The organism is Streptomyces rishiriensis (assembly GCF_030815485.1).
GTDB lineage: Bacteria > Actinomycetota > Actinomycetes > Streptomycetales > Streptomycetaceae > Streptomyces > Streptomyces rishiriensis_A.
The window spans coordinates 421,070-436,443 of record NZ_JAUSWV010000002.1 but is presented as its reverse complement, the minus strand read 5'-3'; the positions used below and the strand labels follow the sequence as shown (position 1 = coordinate 436,443).

13 protein-coding genes are annotated in these 15,374 nt (G+C 70.1%); 6 read left to right on the top strand and 7 right to left on the bottom strand.

Annotated features, from left to right (window positions below):
- Window positions 1-66: 66 nt before the first annotated feature.
- The gene (locus tag QF030_RS04230; protein WP_307161287.1) at window positions 67-1,452 is read left to right on the top strand and encodes a condensation domain-containing protein; all 1,386 of its coding nucleotides are present in this window, start codon (window positions 67-69) and stop codon (window positions 1,450-1,452) included.
- A 217-nt stretch (window positions 1,453-1,669) separates the two neighbouring features.
- Here QF030_RS04230 and QF030_RS04225 read toward each other — a convergent pair whose 3' ends face one another.
- The gene (locus QF030_RS04225; RefSeq protein ID WP_307161286.1) at window positions 1,670-2,863 is read right to left on the bottom strand and encodes an FAD-dependent monooxygenase; all 1,194 of its coding nucleotides are present in this window, start codon (window positions 2,861-2,863) and stop codon (window positions 1,670-1,672) included.
- Window positions 2,864-2,964: 101 nt separating this feature from the next.
- On the opposite strand from QF030_RS04225, the gene QF030_RS04220 reads away from it, so the two are divergent.
- The gene (locus QF030_RS04220) at window positions 2,965-3,681 is read left to right on the top strand and encodes a TetR/AcrR family transcriptional regulator (RefSeq protein WP_307161285.1); all 717 of its coding nucleotides are present in this window, start codon (window positions 2,965-2,967) and stop codon (window positions 3,679-3,681) included.
- Window positions 3,682-3,961: 280 nt separating this feature from the next.
- On the opposite strand, the gene QF030_RS04215 is transcribed toward QF030_RS04220, so the two are convergent.
- The 5 genes from QF030_RS04215 to QF030_RS04195 form a co-directional block, all read right to left on the bottom strand.
- Window positions 3,962-4,693 carry a GAF and ANTAR domain-containing protein gene (locus QF030_RS04215; RefSeq protein WP_307161284.1) on the bottom strand — a complete coding sequence of 244 codons (732 nt, stop codon included), beginning with the start codon at window positions 4,691-4,693 and terminating at the stop codon, window positions 3,962-3,964.
- Between the two features lie 46 nt (window positions 4,694-4,739).
- Window positions 4,740-5,492 (bottom strand): GAF and ANTAR domain-containing protein, encoded by a 753-nt coding sequence (locus tag QF030_RS04210; RefSeq protein ID WP_307161283.1) that lies wholly within the window; start codon window positions 5,490-5,492, stop codon window positions 4,740-4,742.
- 91 nt (window positions 5,493-5,583) lie between these two features.
- The gene (locus tag QF030_RS04205; RefSeq protein ID WP_307161282.1) at window positions 5,584-6,000 is read right to left on the bottom strand and encodes a hypothetical protein; all 417 of its coding nucleotides are present in this window, start codon (window positions 5,998-6,000) and stop codon (window positions 5,584-5,586) included.
- A gap of 348 nt (window positions 6,001-6,348) precedes the next feature.
- Complete coding sequence (locus tag QF030_RS04200) at window positions 6,349-6,609, bottom strand: DUF5958 family protein (protein ID WP_307161281.1); 261 nt, start codon at window positions 6,607-6,609, stop codon at window positions 6,349-6,351.
- A gap of 106 nt (window positions 6,610-6,715) precedes the next feature.
- On the bottom strand, window positions 6,716-7,591 hold the full coding sequence (locus QF030_RS04195; RefSeq protein WP_307161280.1) for a LysR family transcriptional regulator: 876 nt from the start codon (window positions 7,589-7,591) through the stop codon (window positions 6,716-6,718).
- A 121-nt stretch (window positions 7,592-7,712) separates the two neighbouring features.
- Here QF030_RS04195 and QF030_RS04190 point away from each other — a divergent pair, with 121 nt between their 5' ends.
- Window positions 7,713-8,711, top strand: coding sequence for an NADP-dependent oxidoreductase (locus QF030_RS04190; RefSeq protein WP_307167462.1), 999 nt, complete (start codon window positions 7,713-7,715; stop codon window positions 8,709-8,711).
- A gap of 9 nt (window positions 8,712-8,720) precedes the next feature.
- On the opposite strand, the gene QF030_RS04185 is transcribed toward QF030_RS04190, so the two are convergent.
- A complete protein-coding gene (locus QF030_RS04185) occupies window positions 8,721-9,674 on the bottom strand; it encodes a LysR family transcriptional regulator (RefSeq protein ID WP_307161279.1) in 954 nt (317 codons plus the stop codon).
- A gap of 96 nt (window positions 9,675-9,770) precedes the next feature.
- Here QF030_RS04185 and QF030_RS04180 point away from each other — a divergent pair, with 96 nt between their 5' ends.
- From QF030_RS04180 to QF030_RS04170, 3 genes are all read left to right on the top strand, one after another.
- Window positions 9,771-10,928, top strand: a complete 1,158-nt coding sequence (locus QF030_RS04180; protein WP_307161278.1) for a nuclear transport factor 2 family protein — start codon at window positions 9,771-9,773, stop codon at window positions 10,926-10,928.
- A 407-nt stretch (window positions 10,929-11,335) separates the two neighbouring features.
- Window positions 11,336-13,882, top strand: a complete 2,547-nt coding sequence (locus QF030_RS04175) for a hypothetical protein (protein WP_307161277.1) — start codon at window positions 11,336-11,338, stop codon at window positions 13,880-13,882.
- A gap of 907 nt (window positions 13,883-14,789) precedes the next feature.
- Complete coding sequence (locus QF030_RS04170) at window positions 14,790-15,374, top strand: TetR/AcrR family transcriptional regulator (protein ID WP_307161276.1); 585 nt, start codon at window positions 14,790-14,792, stop codon at window positions 15,372-15,374.

Sequence of the window (15,374 nt, the reverse complement as noted above, 5' to 3'; positions counted from 1 at the left end):
CGCCTTCCTCACAGAACCGGCGTCGGCCCCAACTCTGTCCCGCAGTACCCGACCCCAAGGCAGGGCATGAAAACGACCACCGGCCCCCGGCACCCGGCACTTCCGCTCTCCTCGCGCCAGGAAATGTGCTGGGAGTGGGAGCGCTGCCACGAAAAGCCCTATTTCGCGGTGGTATCGATCGACTGCTCGACCGCCCTGCGGCTCCTGGGGCCGCTGGACGCCGGCGCGCTGCGAGAGGCCTTCGCCGAGGTCACACTCCACCATGACGCCCTGCGCCTGCGGCTGGACGGGCCGCCGGAGCAGGCCGCCGACGTCATCCGGCCCCACCAGACGCTTCGCGCAACGCCTCTGCCGCTGGAGGAGGCCGTGCTGCCCGCGCGGCCGTACGCGCTCCTGGTGGACCTCAGCACCCGCCCCTTCGACGTCACCGAAGCCCTGGGACGCGCCTACCTGCTGCGCGCGGCCCCCGACCACCACGTCCTGCTCACCAGCTTCCACCACCTGGTGTTCGACGCGGCCAGCCACCGCCTCTTCCTCAGCGACCTGGCCCACGCGTACAACCGGAGGGTGGCCGCCGGGGCACCGCTGCGGCCCGCCTTCTCCTACCTCGACCTCATCCGCGCCGAGTCCACCCGCCCGGCCCTGGACGACCGTGCGGCCCGCCTGGCCGCCCGGGCCGCGTTGTTACGAGCGTACGGCGCCGGGGACCTGCTGCCAGGCCGCACCGCCGGGCCCCCGGCGCTGCGCCACTGCTACGACGAGGAACCCCTCGACTTCTCCACCGAGCAGACACGGCGACTTCTGCACGCCGCCCGGGCCGCCAGGGTCTCCCTGTACTCGTTGCTGATCGCGGCGTTCGCCGGCGCCCTCGGCCATCACTTCGGCCGGGAAAGGATGATTTTCTCCACGCCGTCCCACGGCCGGCTGCGGCCCGAACATCGCACCGCCGTCGGTGAGTTCGCCAACATGGTGCAGATCCCGGTGGACGTGTCGCAGGACGGCGGACACCGGCTGCTGCGGCAGGCGCACGAGGCCGTCCGCGAGGCCTCGGCCACCGTCGACCTGCCGTTCGGGCTGCTCGCCGAGACCGTGCTGGGCCGCAGCGGCGACGCCGGCTTCTTTCGGTACGGCCTCGGACACGCCGCGCTGCGCCTGCACGGGGTGACCGGCTGGGCCCTGGACCGGCAGCGCGACGACGCCACCCCGATGCACGCGATGCGCACCGAAATCATGCCTATATACCAGGACTTCTCCCGTTTGACCTACGCCACCCGCCAGGCGTCCGATGCGGCGGCGGCCACGCTCGCGCTCAGTCTCACCATGACGCAGGACGCCCGCCTGTCGGGGGCACTGCGCCACGAGACGGCCTATCACGGCCCGGACACCGCACGCTCGATCCTGCACCACCTCCGTGAACGCCTGGGCGCACTGTCAGGCTCGGCCAGGACGTGAGGCGTCGGCGACCGGTGCCGGCGCAGGGAGCCGGAGGCGCGCGCCGCAGGCAGGGCGTACACGTACTACCGCCGGCACCCCAACGCGTCGATGGTCCGGTGCGCACAGACGGCCCGCGCAAGTGAGGATCCGACCGTGCCTGCGGGTCGTCGCCTCCGCCACGGGGGACACCGACTGCTCCAGCGACTCGGCGGAGGAAGCTTCGGGCGTGATCAGGTCATCGCATGACGCGGTCGGGGTCTACTGGATAGTCGGGCAGGTCTACGGTGCTGCTGACCTTCTCTCCCAGCTTGAGCATTCCGTTCAGGACCATGGGGCGGGACAGCGCGGTGTTGCGAAGACGTATGCCGGTGGCGGTGCGGGGGGCGAGGAATTTCCCGGTGCGGTTGCCACCTGCCTGGCAGCCCTGGGCGTACTTTCGGAGCCTGGCCTCGTACTGGGTGAAGGCCGCCCGGTAGTCGCCCCGGGCTCGCGCGAGTTCACCGGCGAGCACGTAGGCGGCGACCACCGCGGTTCCTGTCCCCATGCCGCCGATGGTGGCCCCGCAGGCGGCGTCGCCGACGAGGCACACTCGCCCTGCGGACCAGGTTTCCACGTCCACGCGGCTGATCGAGTCGAAGTACAGGTCAGGGGCCTGCTGCAGTGAGGCGAGCAGTCGGGGCACCTCCCAGCCGAGACCGGCGAACGCGCTGCCGATCAGTTGCTTGTGCTGTTCGCGGTCATGGCGGTCGTACGGCAGTTCAGGCGCGGCGAAGACGACGAACGCCCCTGCCTGTGCCGGGTCGCGGTGGTCGGCGCCGACCGAGGCCAGGCGCCCCGGCGCGTTGTAGCCGACCGAGCCGCTTCCCAGGCCGGAGTCGTTGGGCATCATCCAGGTGGCGGCGTAGTAGCCGAGGTGGCTCACATAGTCCTCCTCCGGGCCGAAGGCGAGCCGACGGACGTTGGAGTGCAATCCGTCCGCGCCGATGACCAGATCGAAGTCCCGTGAGACCCCCCGCTGGAAGTCGACCCGCACGCCGGTGGAGGTCTCGGTGAGGCGGCTGATCGAGTCGCCGAAGATGTACTCGGTGCGTGGGCGGCTGCGCTCGTACAGCACTCGGGCCAGGTCCCCGCGGAGCACCTCTATCTCGCCGCCGGCGAACTCGGCCGGCAGATGCAGCAGTGTGCGGCCGCGTGCGTCGACGAAGCGCATCGGGCTGCCGCCGGTCTGGATGTGGCGCAGCTCGGGAAGCAGCCCCATCCGTTCCAGCACCGTCAGGTGCGTTTCGCCGCGGAAGTCGACCGCCTGACCGCCGCCGCGCAGGGCGGGCGCCAGTTCGACGACGGTGGGCTCGAAGCCGTGCCGTCCCAGCCAGTAGGCCAGCGCGGGACCGGCGACGCTCGCGCCGGAGATGAGGACGTTCCTGTTCACGGATTCCTCCACTCTGAAAACTGTGTCCTGCGGACACTGTTGATTACTGTGTACCGTAGACGCAGTTGATTGGGCAAGGCAGGTCAGGAGGAGCGGCGGACATGGGTGACGAACACGCCGAGGCGGTGCGGCTGCTCTGGGGTCCGCACTCCAGACCCGCACGGGGACCCAGGCCGACACTCGACCTGGACCGCATCGCGCGGGCCGGAGTCGAGATCGCCGACTCGGAGGGGTTGGCCGATGTGTCCATGCAGCGGGTCGCCGCGCAGCTGGGCGTGACCAAGATGGCCCTGTACCGGTACGTGCCGGGCAAGGCTGAGCTGGTCGCGCTGATGGTGGACTCCGCGATCGGCCCGTACCCGTCGGTGGGGGCGCGGCACAGTGGCTGGCGGGAGCAACTGCAGGAATGGGCCCGCGAGCTGATTGATGTCTTCGGCCGGCACCCCTGGGTGCTGGACACCACCGTAGGGCCGCGGATCATCGGGCCCGCGGAGCTGTCCTGGATGGAACGTGCGGTCTCCGCCCTGGACGGCACGGGACTGAGCGGCGCCGAACGGATGGACGCGGCTGTCCTGCTGGTAGGTCACGTGCGCGCTATCACCCAGCAGGCCCGTGCAACAGGTCCGGCGGGCAACCCCGAAGCCCAGTTGGGCGCCATCCTCGGCGACCTGATGGAGGCACACGGCGAGCGCTTTCCCGCCCTCACCGCGGCCCTCACATCAGCAGCTCGATCCGGCGGTCAGGACCAGGCATGGGAGTTCGGCCTGCAGCGCATCCTGGACGGCTTGGCCGTCCTCGTCGAGGAGCGCGCACGCTGACCCCCATCAGGCCGTGCCCTCTGGTGTAGCTTCCCGAGATCGGCAGACAGTGGAGGTGGGCTGTCCCGCAGGCCTATGAGCAGATGATGTCTCGGGACTCGCTCAGGGAGCCGAGTACCGGCGGCGGCTGAACGGCCGGGCCGCAAAAGCGCCCCCCGCCTGGCACCGCTCCTGCACCTGCGCCGCTCCCGCACCTGCGCCGCTCCTGCACCTGCGCCGCTCCCGCACCTGCAACCGCTACGGCACCCGCATCGGCTGCCGAGCCTCGCAGGCAGGCGCTTCAGGAAGCGTTCTGCAGGACGGTTTGCGGGGTGATGGCGCGCCGGACGAGCTGTTCGGCGATCTCGGTGGGGCGTTCGCCGCGGACGGACGCGTACCGGATCAGGTGCGTGACCGCTTGGACCGGGGTGATGTCGGCGGTGGCGGCGAGCATGCCTGAGGCGATGTCCAGGGCGGCCTTTTGGGAGAGGGCGATTTGGGTGCGGGTGACGATGTCGAGGGGGCGCAAGGGGCCGGCGGTCCAGGTGATCACTGCGGTGACGGCGACGTCCGCAAGGGCCTGCAGCAGCCGGCTGTCGGAGTCGGAGAGTGAAGTGGGGGTATGGGTGAGGAGATTGAGGGCTCCGACCTGCTGGTCGCGGACGCGCAGGGGCAGCGCGTGGGCGCCGTGGAACCCGGCGGCCGTGGCCAGGGGGATGAAGGCCGGCCAACGTTGCGTGTAGTCGGCAAGATCGTCGGCGTGGACCGGTGCGCCCGTGGTGTAGGAGTCGACGCACGGTCCTTGTGCGATCTGGCCCTGGAACATCTCGGTGACCTCTACCAGGTCCGAGGTCGCGCAGAAGGGGCGGAGCCGGCCGTGCGCGTTGGAAAGCATCACGCCTGCCGCGTCGATGCTGGTGAGCCGGACGCTGTGGTCCACCAGGCGGCGGAGCAGGACCAGGGGATCGACATCGTCGGCGGTGAGGTCGGTGAGACTCACGAACGCCTCGCTCAGTTGCTGTTCGCGGTTCATGCCGGTGTCAACCTTTCCCAGCTCCGGTCCTGCCGTCCGGCGGGGCCTAATCATGGAACCTGATCCTTCCGGCGATGACGTCGCGAGCAGTCTCGGTCACGGTCTGTCCGTGTCCGAAGGCGTGGGCCCTCAGGCGGGCCAGCGCATCCTCTGGACTACTCCCGAGATGCACCATGACCATTCCGGTTGCGTGGTGGACCTCTTCGTGGTCGGTCTCCATGGTGTCCAGCCACTCAGCGGACCAGCCGTGGTGCGTGCCGGCCTGGGCGTGCAACGCGAGCAGCGCCGTAGTGATCGCTTCCGCTGCGGGGAACGCGAAGGACAGCTCCCGTTGTGACAGAGGGCCCGGGGTGTCGCGGTAGAGGTCCAGGGTTCCGATGGCGAGTCCGTTTGCGCCCAGGGGCAGGCAGAACACGGCCTTCACTCCGAGCGCGACGGCCTGTTGGGCAAAGACCGGCCATCGCGAGGCATCCTCACCGCCGGTGAGGTCCGCGGCCAGCGCCGGTGCCGCCTGCTCGAACGCGGTGCGGCACGGTCCGTCACCCAGCGTGTACTGGGCCTCGGCCAGCTGGCCGGCCCGTTCGTCGGAGGACCACCACAGCGCCCGGGCGTCACCCGACCCGGCGAGGGAGACGGAAGCGCCGGTGATGTCCAGCGCGTCGATGCAGGCTCGGCCCAGCACAGCCGGCACTTCCCGGCGCTCCACACCCGACACCGCACCCGAGAGCGCCTCCGGAGTGCCCTGGTCCTCCGCCGCGCCGGGCCAGGGCCGGTCGTCGTCAGGAGGGACGGGGTCCACGGCGCTTCACCTCCCGAGAGGGCTCATCTCCCCATCATCTCACCACACCGTCCTGGCCACGCCGCACACATCGGACACGATGCCCGGCAGGTCACAGGCCCGCGCAGGGATGGGCATCGCGGCGGGCATGTCGTATGCCCAGGGCCAAGTGGACGACGTCCCGCTCTTGCATGCCGCGCCGGAATGCCCGGGGGGCGGCCTGCGGTCCGCTGTCCGTTGTCGCCGCCACGCCACAGGCCGAGAAGGCGCCCGGCCCGGCCGGCCCGTCCAGAACGGCGACGAAGACAGCGTGTGCACGGGCCCATTCCAGAACCGCCACCAGCCCGTCGGCCGCGAGTCCGTCGGCGTGGTCGAGATCGAGAATGAGAAAGACAGTCCGCTCCGGAAGCGCCGCGAGCGCATCGGCGAGTTCAGCTGCGTCGCGCCGTACCGCGCCGGGCCTTGTGGCGCAGAGGGTCACGACGGCGAGCTTGCCGTGGAGCTGGAGGTGAACGGCGTGTGGCTTCATCGGGCCTCCCCGTGGTGGGGCGGGCGACGACAGCCCTGGAAGCCCTGGCAGGCAGCCAGGAGGTCCGGAAACACGGCCGGGAGGCCGTGCATGAGTCCGGCGTTCAAAGCCGCGCAGGCACGATCCGCGTGCCCCGGCCCGCTCGGAGCGGGGACGAGGGCTCAACGAAGCCTCAAAGCGACGGAACCAGGCTGGTCCATCACTTCCACCCTCCCACACGACATGGCGAAGCGGGTGCTGCGCACCCGACCGGTACAGCTCGCCGGGCCTTGCGCCGCTGCCGTCCCGTCTGCCAGACGTGGCACCACTGGGCCAGCAGGACGGTGGCGTCGTCGGGGGGTTCGCCCATCAGGGCGTCCATGGCGGATGGGGGAGTGCACGGCGTGCGCCGCCGAGGGCAGGCCGGGTGTGCGTCGGGCGCAGCCCGGCACGTCGGATGCTCTCAGGCCCGTCTTCGGTGACGGCGCGAGGCTGCACGCAGTGATGGCGCAGGAACAACAGAACCTCGGCCGCCTCCTTCGGGCCGTGGGTGTCGAACCATTCGATGCCCTCCGACATCGGGCGCAGGCCCTGCGCGAGTTCGTTGAGGAGGATGTCCCGCTCGGTCATGATCAGCTCCCGCAGTCCAGCGAGGCGAATACCTCCGTCGTCTCATCGACGAAAGTGCACAGTGCTGCACGGCTTGCCGGCAGTCATGCGGGTCGAGGGCGCCCGGTCAGGCTGCCTGGGCGGTCAGGACGGCCTTGGCCGCCAGCCGGAGATTCCTGATCATCGGATTCGGGTCGCCCTTGCGGCTGACCAGGACGACCTGGCTGGGGGGAGCGCCCTCGATCGGGACGGTGACGAGGTCGGGACGCAGTGAGCTGCGCCGATCGCCGACCGGTAGCACGGCGATCGCCCTGCCACTCGCGACGAGTTCGAGCTTGTCCTCGTAGCTCTCGATCGGTGGTACGCCGGCCCCGAGGATCCGGTAGGAAGTCCAGTCGGCGGTCTCGAACGCGCACGGCGCCGCTTCTTCGCCGGCCAGTTCTTCCGCGGTCACCGACGTGCGGTCGGCCAAGGGATGGCCGCGCGGGACCGCGAGCATCCGGGGCTCCTCGTACAGCGGGGTGGTGAACACGTCGTCGGCGGCGAGCGGCAGCGGGGCCCGCGCGATCAGGGCGTCGACGCGCTTGTCGGACAGCGCCCCGACGTCGCGGCAGCTCAGGTACCGGGTGGCGATCTCGGCGTCCGGGTAACGGCGGCGCAGTTCCCGTACGGCGGCGGTGATCACCAGGTCTTCGACGTGGCCGATGGCGATTCGTTCGGTCTCGGCTTGGTCACGCACGACCAGCTCGGCCTGGCGGGCGGCCCGCAGCAGGGCTTGGGCCCGGGGGAGGAACCTCTGGCCGGCCGGAGTGAGCCGGGTGCCCTGGGGCACGCGGTCCAGCAGTCGTGCACCGAGATGCTTCTCGAGCCGTTGGATCTGGCGGCTCAGCGCCGGCTGGGCCACGTGCAAGTCGGCGGCGGCCCGGCCGAAGTGCTGGTGCATTGCCACCACGGTGAAGTAGCGCACCAGCCGCAGTTCCAAGTCCTGTCCGCGATCGTTCACCTTTCCAGCGTACGCGTCATGCCGTTTCGGAATGATCAGGTTGCCGAACCGGTCTTGGACGGCCAACCGGTCCTGGGCCTTGACTGGAGGAGCAACCTTCCCCAAGAAAGCGACAGGTGCGATGAAGGCGATCCAGTTCCACGAAGCGGGCGGGCCGGAAGTTTTGCAGTATGACGAGGTGCCGGTTCCCGAGATCGGCCCGGGCGAGGTGCTCGTCCGGGTGCACGCGGCGGGCATCAACCCGCCGGACTGGTACCTGCGTGAGGGGATGAAGGTCATGCCGGCCGAGATGAGGCCGACGTTGGAGTTCCCCCTGATTCCCGGCACGGACATGTCGGGTGTGGTCCAAGCGGTCGCTCCGGACGTGCTGGGGTTCGCCTTCGGTGACGAGGTCTTCGGCATGCTGCGGTTCCCCGGATTCGACGGCCGGACCTACGCCGAGTACGTGGCCGCGCCGGCTTCGGACCTGGCTCACAAGCCGGCCGGTATCGACCACGTGCAGGCGGCTGGGGCGCCGATGGCCGTGCTTACGGCCTGGCAGTACCTGGTTGATCTCGGCCACGTTGTGCCGTCTCCTTTCACCGGCCAGGTGCACCAGCCGGTGCCGATCACGCCCGGGATGACCGTGCTGGTCAACGGGGCCGCCGGTGGAGTGGGCCACTTCGCGGTGCAGTTGGCGAAATGGAAGGGGGCACACGTGATCGCGGTGGCCTCGGGACGGCACGAGCAGTTCCTGCGCGAGCTCGGTGCCGATGAGTTCATCGACTACACCAGGACGCAGGCCGCGGACGTGGTCAGCGGTGTCGACCTGGTGATCGACACCGTCGGTGGCCCGGACAGTTCACGCTTCCTGAGCGTGCTCAAGCACGGCGGCACCATGCTTCCGGTGTTCTTCGCGCAGTACGACCCGCAAGAGACGGCGAGTCTGGGCGTCACAGTCTCGAACATCCAGGTCCGTTCAAACGGCTCCCAGCTCGCCGAGATCGGGCGCCTCTTCAACGAGGGCAAGCTCCAGGTCGGGGTGGACAGCACCTACCCGCTGTCCGAGGCGGGCAGCGCACACACGCGAGCCGCGCAGGGCCACATCCAAGGCAAGATCGTGCTGACGGTGGTCTCGTGATCGCCGAACTCACTCCAGCAGGCGGTGGCGAACTACGCGCACGTCCTGGGCGAGCCGTGTGTCCCCGAGTTGGAAGCGGTCCTGACCAAAGGCTGTCCTGAGCTGGTCGAGCAGGGCCGCTGAGGATGGGTGTGGGTCGCGACGCGGTGTGATCGTGTAGATGCCCCGGGTCGGGGGATCGATGAGAGCCAGAGTGGTGAGGTCGGTCCGCAGCGAACACGTCAGCACACCGGGAATGAGCGCGATGGCGTGGCCCGTTGCGACCAGGGCCATCTTGCCGGGGAGATCGGCTGCGGTGAGGTCGATGTGGGCGGTGACTCCGGCGCGGGCGGCGTGCTGGCGCAGCAGGGCTGCCGAGCCGTCGTTGTCCTCGACCCAGGTCTGGTCGGCCAGCGTCCGGATGTGCACCGGGCCGTGTCCGGCTCGCGAATGGTCGATGGGCAGCACAACGACCATGTCGTCCATCCCCAGGAACCGCCGTTCGACACGCGGGTCATGGGGCAGTCCCGGTGGCGCGTCGGTGACGACCGCGATGTCGAGATCGCCGGCGATCACGCGGTCGTGCAGGTGTGAGCTCAGCCCGGGCACCAGGCTCCACCGGAGGGAGGCGTCCTCGTCCAGCAGGCGGCGGATTGCCGCGGGCATGATCCCGGCGGCCAGGGACGGCGTCGCGCCGACGGCCAGAGGCCGGCTGGGCGACCCGTCACGAGCGTCCCGCACGGCACGCAGGGCGCGGTCGGCGTCGTTGAGCGTGACCAGGGCGTGGTGCCGGAACACCTCGCCGACAGGCGTCGGACGCACGCCGCGCGCATGCCGCTGCACCAGCGGCACCCCGAGCTGGCGCTCGAGCCCGGCGATCTGCCGGGACACGGCCGACTGCGTGTAACCGAGTTCGGTGGCCGCCGCCGACAGCGACCCGAGCCGGCACACCGTCACGAACGTCCGCCACACGGTCAACTCCATGGGAGAAGTATGCCTAGTTGATATGCGCATCCCGCATCGCTGTCCTGCTGGATCTGCGCTTGTCGCAGGCATCGCGATGCCTCCACGCTGGGATGCATGACCGCACCGCACACGATCGCCGTCCTCGGCTTGGGTCGCATGGGCGCCGCAATCGCGACACGACTCGCCGGCCATCATTGGGATGTCGTCGGTTGGACACGCTCCGGGCACACTGCAAGCGCTGTCGAGACGACCGGCGACCCGAACGACGCCGTGGCGAGGGCCGACCTCGTACTTCTTGCGTTGTTCGACGGCCCGGCCTGCCAACAGGTCGTCGACCAGGTCCGTGACTCGCTGCGAACGGACGCGATGGTGCTGAACGTCAGCACCATCGCCCCCGCCGAAGCGTCGGAGCTGGCCCGGCAACTCGGCCAGTCCTACGTCCACGCGCCCCTGCTCGGATCCGTGCCGGCTGCCGCCGCCGGCACCCTGCAGATCCTCGCCGCCGCCGACCAAGACGCGCTCGACCGAGCACGGCCGGTTCTGGAAACGCTTGGCACCGTGCGGCGCATCAACGACGCCGCCACGGCCGCCGCGCTCAAGCTGATCGCCAACAACAGCCTCGTCGGCGCCGTCCTCGCGCTGCGCGACTCACTGCGGCAGGCCGACGCCCTGGGCCTGCCCCGTGGCCAGGTGCTGGACGTCCTCGAACTGGGCCAGCTCGGCGGGTTCGTCGCCCGCAAGCGAACCTTCCTCGACGACGAACCGGGCGCTGTCACGGCCGAGTTCACGATCGGTGCGCTGGCCAAGGACATGGCGCTGCTGGCCGCCGCCTCAAACACGCCCCTGCGCAGCGCAGCCGGCCTGGCCGACGCCCCTTCGGACCCCGAGGCAGACATCGCCGTTGCCGCCAGGGTCCCCGCCGTGGAAGACATCGTGCTCGAACCACTTCGTGCCTATATCCGCGGACACGCCACTGGCGACGCCTCCCACTTCCGCGACGCGTTCCTGCCCACTGCCCATATCGAGGGAATACGGGACGGCGCATTCGTCTCGTGGTGCCTGGACGAATACTGCGCTCTCTTCCACGGCCAGCCGGCCCCGGACGAACCGACCCGCTCCCGCCGAATCGACGCCATAGACGTCCACGGCACGATCGCGACCGCAACCATGACGCTCTGGCACGGCGCGGACACCTTCACCGACATCTTCCTGCTGGTCCACGACGACGGCCGCTGGCGCATTGCCAACAAGGCTTATCACCGAAACCCTTGAGAGGGCGGGGGAGCGATCCGGGGCCCGATGTCAAAGGGTTCTTCCCAGGGTTCACCTGACTGATTTGTGGTGGCGGAGAAGGCCAGAGCAGCTCCCGGCCCCGAACGGCACACCGCCCCAGGCCAGGGCCGATTCGCCAAGGTTAGGCCAGGGTGCATCCGGGTTCGGCCAGGGCTCGGGCCGAACGAGGGGGAGCGCACGAAGCGGGCCGCCTGTCCCGACGGCCGTTGGTGAGCCCGGCAGAGGGCGGCGCCGGCGGGTCGACGCTCGGCGGAAGCCACCGCGGCACCGGCGCCCCGGCGGAAGTCGCCGCGGACTGCCCGCCCGCAGTGGGCCCCTGCTTCCGGGTGTGTCGGGTCGGCGGGATATCGTCCCGCTGCTTGTTCCCTTTTTCTCACAGGAGCCTCATGCGCCTCAAACAGGTCTCCCTGGTCGCGACCCTCACGCTCGTGGCCGGCCTGACCACCGCCAGCGTCGGACTGGCCGGCTCCGCGGTATACGCCGACGACACGGCCGCACTGCCGTTGTCCGGTTACGCGCACCTGGTGGTCGACCCCGCCCACCAGCACGTCTTCGTCAGCCAGGGCGCCGGCTCGACCGGCATCGTGGTGACCGATCTGTCCGGCACCCCGATCACCACCGTCGCGGGGGAGCAGGGCGCCACCGGTCTGGCGCTGTCGCCCGACGGCGGCACGCTGTACGCGGCGCTGGCGGACGGCGGCGCGATCGCGGCGATCGACACCGCGACACTCACCGAGACCGCCCGCTGGTCCACCGGCGCGGGCAGCTCCCCGGTCTCCGTCGCGGTGGCGGGCGGCCGCGTCTGGTACGGCTACACAGCCGACGGCAAGGGCGGCATCGGCTCGGTCGACCCGTCCGCGCCCGCGCCGGCAGCGATCCCCCAGCCTGCCCTGTCGCAGTGGACGACCGCACCACTGCTCGCCACGGGCGGCGAGGTGATAGCGGCCGAGGAACCGCAGGGCAACCTCAGTCACGTGGCGACCTTCGGCGTCGCTTCGGGCACGGCGTCGGTCAAGGCGGACACCCTGGTCCACGGCGGCACGGCAACCGGGCTCGCCGTCACCGGCGACGGCACGCGGGTGCTGCTGGCCGCCCCGCAGCAGCTCGCCCTGAGGGCGTACCGCAGCACGGACCTCGCGTCCGCAGACCCCGCCGCGTACTTCACCGGCGGCTCCGGTTCCGCGCCTGGCTCAGTGGTCGTCGACACCGACGGCACGGTCGCCGTCGCTGGCGCCTCCGGCCTCTACCTCTACGCCGGCACGAACACCCTCGCCGAGAACCACTTCACCTTGCCCTCCGGCACGGTCGTCCCGGACGGCCTGGAGTGGGGCGCCGACGGCACGACCCTCTACGCCGTCACCAAGGACTCCTCGGGCGCCTACAGCCTGAACGTGCTGGGCGCCGCGAAGCTGACGGACAGCGAACTCGCCCTGCGCCACCCGCAGTACGCGGTGCCGACCGAGCGGTACACGGTCAGTGGCTCGCTGAGCTCCCGCGGCCTCCTGCCGGCCGGCGCCGCGCTGAAGGTCACCCGCGACGGCACCGCCCTGCCCGACACGACACTCGGCGCGGACGGCACGTTCACGTTCACCGACCTCCGGCCGGACGAGGGCGCATACACCTACCAGGTGGCGTACGCCGGTGACGCCACCCACCGCCCCGCGGCGGCCTCACTGGTCGTGCACGTGGCGAAGCTGCCGACCGACGTCGTGGGCACCGACATCACCTCGGCGAACCCGGGCTCGGTCGTCCTCACCGGCCGCCTCATGGCCCAACTGGGGCTGGGCACCTTCCCGCAGGGCACCACCGTCCAGGTGGCCCGGCGCGACGAGACCACCCAGCAGACCGTGCCGCTGGGATCCGTACCCGTGGACCCGGCCACCCTCGGGTTCACCGTCGCCGATGCCCCGGGCGTCGCCGGCTCGTTCATGTACGTCTTCACGTACGCCGGGGACGCCACCCACCAGCCGTCCGAGAGCGGCATGAGCCTCGTGGTCGCCCCGTACGCCCCGGCGCTGACGCTGAGCGCCCCGGCGACCGCAGTCCGAGGGGCGGCCCTGTCCTTCGGCGGCAAGCTCGGTGACGGCCCGTACGCCGCCGGCCGGACGGTCACCGTCTCCCGCAAGGACGCCGCCCACAGCACCCCGGTGACCTGGACCGCTCCGGTGGCCGCCGACGGCACCATCACGGTGAAGGACACCCCCGACATCGGCGGCGCCAACACCTACACGGTCACCTACCCGGGTGACGCCTCCCACAAGGCGGCCACCGCGGTCGCCACCGTCCAGGTGTCCCGCGCGGCGACCGCCCTGACCGTCACCAGCAGCGCACCCTCATACGCGTACGGCGCGACGGCCACCCTCACCGCGCACCTGGGCACCACATACAACGGCCGCACGGTGTCGATCCACGCCACGCCCTACGGCGGGGCGAAGACCCTGCTCACAACGGGCACCGTGGACGCCTACGGCAACCTGAAGACCACCTACAAGGTCACCCGCAACACCACTTTCACCGCGTCCTTCGCGGGCGACTACCGCTACGCCCCCGCGACGGCCACCCGCGCCGTCAACGGCTACGTGAAGATCGCGACGGCGCTCGGCGGCTACTACACGAGCACCACGTACAGCGGGATCACCTACCGCGTCTTCCACAAGACGGTGAAGCCCACGGTGACCGCGACCGTCACGCCCAACAAAGCCGGCCAGTGCGAGCGCTTCGAGGTCCAGCGGTACTACAGCGGCGCCTGGCACACGCTCACCACGTCGGGCTGCTACGCACTGTCGTCGACGGGCAGCGCGAAGGCGCAGCTCAGCCTCACCAACGCGCTCAACCAGAAGTTCCGCATCCGCTCCAAGTACGAGCGCTCCACGAAGGACCTCAGCAACGTGAGCACGTGGGGCGGGTGGCTCTACTTGGTCGTGCGCACCTGAAACCCGTGACCAGGCCGGAGACCGCCCGGACGACGCTGGACTGCGCCCGCCGTGTGCAGCCTGGCATACGTTCATGGGCGTAGTGGATGGCGCGTTCCCCGAACAGCCTCGGCGGGCAGGACAAGAGTCGCAGGCCGTGCAGATCCTCGGTCGTAGGAGCACCCCCGCGTCGGTGGGGGTGCCTTGTGCGGCGCCGAGGTGGCGTCACCGGTTCGAAGACCCCCGGCCCATCGCGGTCGGGGGTCTTCGGCGGTTCACGGCCCCTCGTCCACAGCAGGCGGACCGGGTCGGTTGATTCCTGCCGGAAGGGGGTCGACGGCAGACGGGATGGGAGTTGAGGTGAGTGGTGGGTGGGCGCGAGTGGGATCATCACGTATGGCACTGATTAAGTACATGACAAGCGCCAAGGGTGAACGATGGTGGATACAGGGTCTCGGGCTCACGGCCGCAGCGGTCTGGGCCGGCGCCCGCGCGTTGGGTAACGGACGACCGCCACTACTGCGGGTGGGTTTCGGCGCAGCGGCGATCGGTTTCCTGGCCGCACTTGCGGGACTCGTCATCGACCGAATTCGAGCAACCAGGCTATGCCGCAGGGGTTTTGCAGATGACGCTGGCTCGGACGAGCCGCAAGAACCTTGATCGATGCGGTTTCGAGGGGGTCGCGCGGTGCCGCGCACAGAGACACCCAGCGCAACCTACTCTCCAACCACCAACACTGTGTCCACGGGTCAACGACCGGGCCTCAGCCGATCAACCCAGCGGCCGGGGCCCCGTCGTGACGGTGCTGGTGAACGGGGCGGTCGGTACCGGCGGGAGGCAGAAGTCGAGCACGGGCGGCGCTGCCGGCCCAAGCCGCCGGAGTCAGAGAAAACTTGACCGATCGTTTCAATATCCCTAGGGTTCGAGCGTGGCCAGAACCAAGGAATTCGACCCGGACGCCGCACTGCAGTCAGCCCTGGAACTGTTCTGGCAGCGTGGCTACGAGGCGACCTCGATGGCGGACCTCGTCGAACGCCTCGGCATCGGGCGCGCCAGCATCTACGCCACCTTCGGCAACAAGCACGAGCTGTTTCTGAAGGCGCTGGACCGGTATAACGAGAGCCAAGACGCGGGCCTTCTGCGCGAACTGTCCCAGCCGGGCCCTGCACTGCCGGTGGTGCGGGCGGTGGTACGGCGTTTCGCGGCCGAGGCGAGCTCCGATGATCAGCGTGGCAAAGGGTGCTTCGTCACCAACGCTGCCGCCGAGCTGGGTGCGCAGGATCCGGCGGCGGCCCGCCGGGTCGAGGCGAGCTGGGCCCACATCGAGACTCTGCTGCACTCGGCGCTGGAACGGGCCCGCGCACAGGGCGAACTGTCCGCTGATCGCGATCCGCGGGCCCTCGCACGGATGCTGCTGGTGCTCATGCAAGGTTTGCGGGTGGTCGGCAAGGCGTCGGATGACCCGGGCCGGGTACGGGACGCGGCCGAGCAGGCGCTGAGGCTGCTGGACTGA

Bases quoted from the DNA above. Each gene is read 5' to 3' on its own strand.
- QF030_RS04230 (WP_307161287.1), top strand. From the start codon at position 67: ATGAAAACGACCACCGGCCCCCGGCACCCGGCACTTCCGCTCTCCTCG.
- QF030_RS04220 (WP_307161285.1), top strand. From the start codon at position 2,965: ATGGGTGACGAACACGCCGAGGCGGTGCGGCTGCTCTGGGGTCCGCAC.
- QF030_RS04215 (WP_307161284.1), bottom strand. From the start codon at position 4,693: ATGAACCGCGAACAGCAACTGAGCGAGGCGTTCGTGAGTCTCACCGAC.
- QF030_RS04205 (WP_307161282.1), bottom strand. From the start codon at position 6,000: ATGAAGCCACACGCCGTTCACCTCCAGCTCCACGGCAAGCTCGCCGTC.
- QF030_RS04200 (WP_307161281.1), bottom strand. From the start codon at position 6,609: ATGACCGAGCGGGACATCCTCCTCAACGAACTCGCGCAGGGCCTGCGC.
- QF030_RS04190 (WP_307167462.1), top strand. From the start codon at position 7,713: ATGAAGGCGATCCAGTTCCACGAAGCGGGCGGGCCGGAAGTTTTGCAG.
- QF030_RS04185 (WP_307161279.1), bottom strand. From the start codon at position 9,674: ATGGAGTTGACCGTGTGGCGGACGTTCGTGACGGTGTGCCGGCTCGGG.
- QF030_RS04180 (WP_307161278.1), top strand. From the start codon at position 9,771: ATGACCGCACCGCACACGATCGCCGTCCTCGGCTTGGGTCGCATGGGC.
- QF030_RS04175 (WP_307161277.1), top strand. From the start codon at position 11,336: ATGCGCCTCAAACAGGTCTCCCTGGTCGCGACCCTCACGCTCGTGGCC.